General features: G+C 38.8%; 1 protein-coding gene. It reads left to right on the top strand.

What is annotated here, in order from left to right; translation table 11 throughout:
* Positions 1-7: 7 nt before the first annotated feature.
* Complete coding sequence (locus tag BTO21_RS15700; protein ID WP_170064524.1) at positions 8-7,399, top strand: GEVED domain-containing protein; 7,392 nt, start codon at positions 8-10, stop codon at positions 7,397-7,399.
* Positions 7,400-7,403: the final 4 nt, after the last annotated feature.

Raw genomic sequence — 7,403 nt, 5'->3', positions numbered from 1 at the left:
GATATTATTGTTAGTAATAATACCATTTCGTGTAGCCGCAACGGTTTATTTAAATGTTAACCCTAATCAAGTTAATGGTATTGCAAGCTCAATAACAGCATTGAATGTTGGTCAAACATCTACGCTTTTAAATTCAAATGTTACCGTTCAGCATACTGATGATACACAAGGTAATATTCATCATTTAATGCGGTGTGGTAATAATGGTTTATCATTTGCTAATGGTTATGTGGTAAATTTAGGTAATCCAGATTATCGAATTCAGTTATTTCTGGATAATCAATGGAAGCAACATTGTAATACAGGTTCAACAGCCCCTAACTTTTATGGGCCATATTATGATAGTAATCAATCTAAAAATGTTTCTGTACGATTAGTGCTACAACGCTTTCAAGATACGGGCAGTACGGCGAATCTGACATTGCCTGACTATATGACATTTTGTTTTGCGAATGCCGAAGATGGTCAAAATAGTTCTGATTGTTGGTATACAAACACCAATGATCAGTATTATCGCTGGCGTACAACCAGTGGTAGTCGAACGGTTACGATTATTCCTAATGATCAATTTGATTATGGTGATGCCCCTGATGATGGCACTAATTCTACCTTTCATACCCTAGCAGCTAATAATGGCGCGATGCATGATTTTACTGATAGTAATGCGATTTATATCGGTACTATTGCTCCCGATCATGATAGCGGCACCTTTCAAGATATTAATTCCAGCCAAGATAATATTAATGGCACCAATGATGAAGATGCTGTTGGTGTTTTAAATTTTGACTCATCGAATTCTATTTTTACCGTTAATATATCGTGTAATGACAATGTCTCTGGTACTGATCTCGGTGCGATTGTGCATGGTTGGATTGATTTTAATAGTAACAATCAATTTGAAGTTGACGAATATACATTCCGAGAATGTGTCGATACCGATCCTGCGAATGAAGGGAGTGCTTTATTACGCTGGATTGATATTAATAACGTCCAAGATGGGCAAAGCTATTTAAGATTACGGATCACCAATCAAGCATTACCTACCGATGATCTTTCAACAACATGGGATGAACGAGCGACAGGTATGGTCGTTGGTGGTGAAATTGAAGATCATCTAATTACATTTAGTCAGGCTTCTGATTTTAGTGATGCCCCCGACAGTTATTCAACCTTAAAATCGAGTAACGGTGCCGAGCATGGTTTAGGGAGTAATCGTTATACTATTATGCTTGGTGATAAAGCACCGGATGCTGATAGTGATGGTTTTTCTGATGGTATAGAAGATTTCCCGAATACTGCAACCGATGATGATGTGACTGATACTTCAGGTATTGCTAGTGGTAATGATGAAGATGGTGTTACAGGGATGCCTGGATTTTTCCTTGATAGTACTCAATACAGTGTTGATGTGATCTGTAATGATCATGATGGGATTAATGATGTTGGGGCAAAGGTTTATGGTTGGGTCGATTTTGATAATAACGGTACTTTTGATGTGGCTAATAATGAATTTGCTGAAGCAGATTGTCATGATATCGATGCATCAAGTGCAGGTAATGCAACATTATCATTTAGCGGATTTACAGTTACCAATAATACAAACACGACATTTGCACGTTTAAGAATAACCACACAGCAATTAACGGCAGCTGATTTTAATGGTTTCTCCGCTGACGGAGAGGTAGAAGATTATTCTGTTATTGTTGGTTTTCGTATTAGCGGTAAAGTGTTTACTGATGGCGGAACAGACACTAGTTTAGGTAATTCATTGGCGTTTTATAACGGAATACTAAACGGCGCAGAAGCGGGTATCAGTAATGTTGCGGTGACGTTATATGATGAAACAACAAATACCTGTCAGTCAACTATCACTGATAATAATGGTGATTATTCTCTTGCGGCGTTAAATGGACATAGCTATACCATTTATGAAACGGCGAATGAAGTTACACCTGCACCAATGGTTTGTCCTCCACAAATAGGGACAGTGAATGCAGATGGCTTATTAGAAAATAATACGATTGCCGATCCGGCAACCTATACATCCAGCAGCAGTAATGTAATTGATTTAGGTGTGGTAAATAATAATAGTAATAATAATAATTTTGCCGATATTGTTGCACCTGGTTTTTCCGCATGTGATGCCGATGGTTACCTAACAATGCGTACACCCGCTGATTTATTTGCGGTAGATTTATTTACGGGTGATACGGAAGAATTACAATCTGACGTAACTGGATCACCATTTAATGATGGAGGGTTACAAGTCGGTTATTTTATTCAGAATAACCATATCATTGGTGATATAGGTGTGACAGATGAGAAGTTATTGGCATTGATTGATGGCAACCGTCAAATGCATTTATTACCAATTACATTAACCGGAAGTAATATTAATATTAACTTTAATAATGCGACCATTTCAAATGAGGGGATTTTATATTTAACTGGGGGTAGTACAGGGTATATTTTAAAAATAGATGTTAATCCCGCGAGCGAAACTTATTTAACTGAAGTAGGAAGACCGAGTATTTCAGCATTTTCAACGGCAGATTTTGCGATTAATCCTGTTGATGGAAATATCTATGGATTACGAACAAATGGCCAAATTGCAAGGTTTAATCCAATTAATGGTGCGAGAAGTAATAGTCGAACGGTAAATAAAGTGATTGCGAATGGTGTAACGCGTAATTATAACACCAACCATTTTACGTCAGGCTATGGTGCTATTTATTTTGATCAGGCAGGTAATATGTATGCGGTCAATAATGGTAAATACACCCCGCCGAGTCCCAGCATATTTGGGCCAGTGTTACAGATTCCGATTGGTGATGGTAGTGCAACTACTTATACGGGTACGATTGTTTCTGATCTTGGCTTTACGATGACAACAAACGATGGTGCACGTTGTCGTTATGCACCTCTAGGGCTTGATTTTGGTGATGCTCCTGATAGTTATTTTACCTCTAATTCGGTAGCAGGACCGTTTCATGTTACTCGTCAGAATAGTGTGTGGTTAGGGGATAAAAAACCGGATAATGATGTTGACGGTGTACCTTCTATTAATGCAGATAGTGATGATCTTGGTGGTACAACGCCTAATGATGAAGATGCTTTCGCTAATCAAGTACGCGTGTTTATTAATAACGGTATGGGTTCACTTACCGTGCCGATAACCAATAATTCGAGTGAAGATGCCACGCTGTATGTGTGGGTGGATTTTAATCAGAGTACCGAGTTTGATGCTAATGAACGTACCAGTATCGTTATCCCTGCATCTCAAACAACAGGTACAGCGACGGTTAATTGGGCTGGGCTTACGACGGTAATGACAGGGGATACGTACATGAGACTGCGTATTTGTACTAATAGTGCAGTTGCAAGTTGTAATACACCTGTAGGTATTGCCAGTAACGGTGAGGTAGAAGATCACCTTGCAAAAGTCATTGAAGGCGTTTTTCCAAATACGACCTGTGATGGTTTGTATCAAACTGACAGTCAGGCTTCAACGAGTATCAATTTTCGAAATATTACAACAACGAGTCTTCCTTTTATAGCCACCGATATTATTACTAATACAACAGGGTTTGATCATCTAAACGCGATTGCTTTTGATCGTGTAGGAGGTGTTTTTTATGGTGTCTATATTGATAATGTTAATTTATTACATGTGGTAATGTTTGATAAACAAGGCAATATTGTTGATATTGGCGCACCTACAGCGAATGCTGATTTTAATATAATTAATGTACAAACCGGGGCAGTAACCACGGTTATAGAGGGGTTACCGATTACAGTTTCTCCAACGCTAATGGGTGAGCTTGGTACGATCAGTAATGATGGTCAATATTTGTATATAGGTCATCCGTCAAGTGGACAAATATTAGCCGTTAATACCAATACTTTTAAAGTTGATGCTGTAAATCTGTTATTGCCTGATATTGGAATGACATCGGGAGGAGGCTTAAATTTACCGTTTGATAATGATTGGCTCATGGATGCGGATTCCGGCAATATTGTGACAACAGAAGTTTCTGCTCGCACGCTTTATAGTATAAATCCACAATCTGGTGCTATTTCTGCAACGGCAATTGATTTTGGTACGACGCCTCCTGATGCTAAAACGTATGGTATGGCGCAAGGAGAAGGCTATTTAATCTACTTTGTTATTGATGGTGATTATGACAGTGATTTAAATGGCAGTTTAGATGCATCAGGTAAAGCGCTTTATCAACTTAACCTTAAATCGAAAAAAGCATTATTGATGGGATCAATAACCGGAGGAGAAAGCAGTTTTTCTGATGCCGCAGGGTGTTTATTACATGCTCGTGATTTTGGTGATGCAGCAATAACTTATGGTGAAGTATCTCATTACTATTTTGATGGTAATGATAATGGCGTTGTTGATTATCAGTTAGGTAGTCAATGGGATAGTGAATTTTTTGCTTTTACCAGTAATGATGCTCGTGATGATAATTTATACACTTTAATTGATGAAGACGGCGTTGTAACGGCTGATGTTCTTGAAGCAGGAAGTAACGATTTGATGGTGACTGCGAGTCAAGCTGGTGTCATTAATATATGGTTAGATTATCAGAATGGAGGCACTTTTGATGTTAGCGAGCAACTTGCGACAAATGTGGCTATAAGCGCAGGCAGCAATACAGTCAGTATTAATTTAGATGCCACAGCAATGGGATCATATAATGGTTTAACGACTCTAAGAGTACGATTTTGTGCGGCTATTGGTCAATGTGATCAATTTAATGACACTGTTCAAGGTCACATTGCTGCAAATGGTGAGGTAGAAGATTATCAAGTATGGACAACGGCAATACCGTTAATTACAGAGTCCTGTGATAGTGCAACGCTTAGCCATGGATCAGAAAGCAGCTTTAGTCTTGCAGCTATTCAGCCCGCCGTTCAACCATTTGCGACGACGATATTACAGCAGCCAGTAGTTATTTCTGGGCTACCCTCAATTAATAGTGTTAACGCATTAGGTATTCATCCTACCAATTATCAAATATATGGTGTGGTCATGGATACGTCATCACCAGATCGTAATATTCATTTATTTGTCACTGATCAAAGTGGTACGGATATTATTGATTTAGGTACGATTGTCTCTTCTCAAAATCAAATCCTCACACATGCAATTGTCGGTACTGTTAGTTTTATTAAAAATCAGTTATTAACTCGTAATGTTGGTGCGCTGAATATTCAATCAGCATCACGAGGTGCTATTGATCCTAGTGGTGAATATCTGTACCTCCATCATGCAGAATGGCATCAATTAATAAAAGTGCATTTACGTGATCGTATTTTCACTATTGTTGAAATGGATATAGCGGTTAATGGAATGGGGGGGGATTTTGCTTTTGCGGCTGATGGCTACCTATATAACCCTGATATCACCACTAGTACATTGTATAAGATGAACGTTACAACTGGCTCGGTGGTGGCTACAAGTCTTAATTGGAACGGTATTAGCCCACCAACTAATAATGGTGGAACGGACGCAGTGTTTATGGATACGGGTATTTTCATGTATGCGATCAGTAATAATGGCACACATGATCTCGATCGTGATGGCACACCTGAGTATGACGGTTCAACGATGTACCGTTTAAATACATTAACGGCTGACATTGTTCCTGTTGCTGCAATGGCCAATGATTATCCATCAAGCCTTGATGGCACTGGGTGTTTTGATTCGGCTGATTATGGTGATAGTACTTATGTAAATGATGGTTTAGCAGGTCATCGATTTTACGATAATGACGCTGACGGAGTGGCTGATTACCGTCTAGGAACATTGTTTGATGTTGATTTAACTCAGCCTCAAACCCAGACCGCGTTAGGTGATGATTTGCTTGATATTGATGATGAAGACGGTGTTGATATGCCCGCTAGCATTGTGGTTAATAGTATCGTTAATGTTGATGTCACTGTTAGTAATCAAGCTTCAGGTTCATTAAAACTTAATGCATGGGTCGATATGAATGGTAATGGTAGTTATCACGAAACGGGTGAACAGGTCGTTAATGAAGTGGATGTTGTTGACGGAGTGAACGCTATTCAGCTGATCTTACCTGCGGCATTTACACAAGGTTACAATGGTAATACAACAATCAGGTTTCGATTATGTGCTCAAGCTAACCAATGTAATGCACCAGATGATACTCAATTAGGGATGTTAGCACCAAATGGTGAAGTAGAAGATTATCCATTTGAATTAATTAATCAAATAGTGATTAAAGGTTTTGTTTTTAATGATAATGCCGCTGGAGGTGCCACAGCTCATGATGGTGTAATGGCGCTAACAGAAGCAGGTTTAGCCAGTTTTACTATTGAAGCAATTTATCAAGGTGCGGCGATTACAGGTTATAACTCCGGTGATCTTGTGGCTCGAACCCGTAGCCGTGGCGATGGTAGCTACGAGATTTTGTTACCCGTTGAAGTTGCGACTCAGCCTGTAATAATACAGGTGATAGGTCAAGCAGCATGGATTGATATCAGTGAAAGTGATCTTACTACTATTTCACAAGCAAGTAGTAGCAGTGTGACAGATAATCAGATCGCTGTTACCGCAAATGCTGGAGATAACGTTGAATATCTCAATTTTGGTAAAGTAAAACCGCCTATTTTAGAGGCAGATAATTTTACTGAGGTTGAACCGAATAAATTTGTATTCTTGCGCCACCAATTAAAGACATTTACTTCAGGGAACATTACGTTAGAGGTCAATAACACCACTATTTCACCACCGAATACAGGCTGGTCGATACAGTTATACCGTGATAATAATTGTAACGGCAGCATTGATAGTGGGGATAATGCGATTGTTGCGCCAATAGCAACAACAGCAGTTACGACGTTTTGTGTGTTGAGTAAAGTATTTGTTCCTAATAACGCCAGCTTAAATGCTGTAGTGAATTATGATGTAAAAGCCACAATGATCTTTGAAGATAATGCAGGGGTTGGGCATGGTGTAACACGAATTGTAACCGATACTGATACCGTTAAAGTAACGTTTGCCGGAGCGGGTGAATTAAAACTAACTAAGACAGTGAATAATCTCACTCAAGCAACTGGGAAAACAACCCAAAATAATGCTAAACCCAATGATGTATTACGCTATGAAGTGTATTTTGAAAATGTAGGAACAGGGGATATTTCTGATGTATCAATCTTTGATGATACGCCTGCTTATACTTCACTAGATCAGATATTAGATTGTGCTAATTATACTTATCCTTCAACACTTAATTGTAATGTGGTTACAGAGCATGGTAGTAATGTTATTGGTTATCAAGGGCAAATTAGAATTGAATTTGATGGCGTGTTACAGCCGACAGAAAGCGGCCTAATTTATTATCAAGTCAGAATAGAATAAACAT

Origin of the sequence: Photobacterium phosphoreum (assembly GCF_002954725.1) — a bacterium.
Lineage (GTDB): Bacteria > Pseudomonadota > Gammaproteobacteria > Enterobacterales > Vibrionaceae > Photobacterium > Photobacterium phosphoreum.
This window is presented reverse-complemented; position numbering and strand designations above follow the sequence as displayed.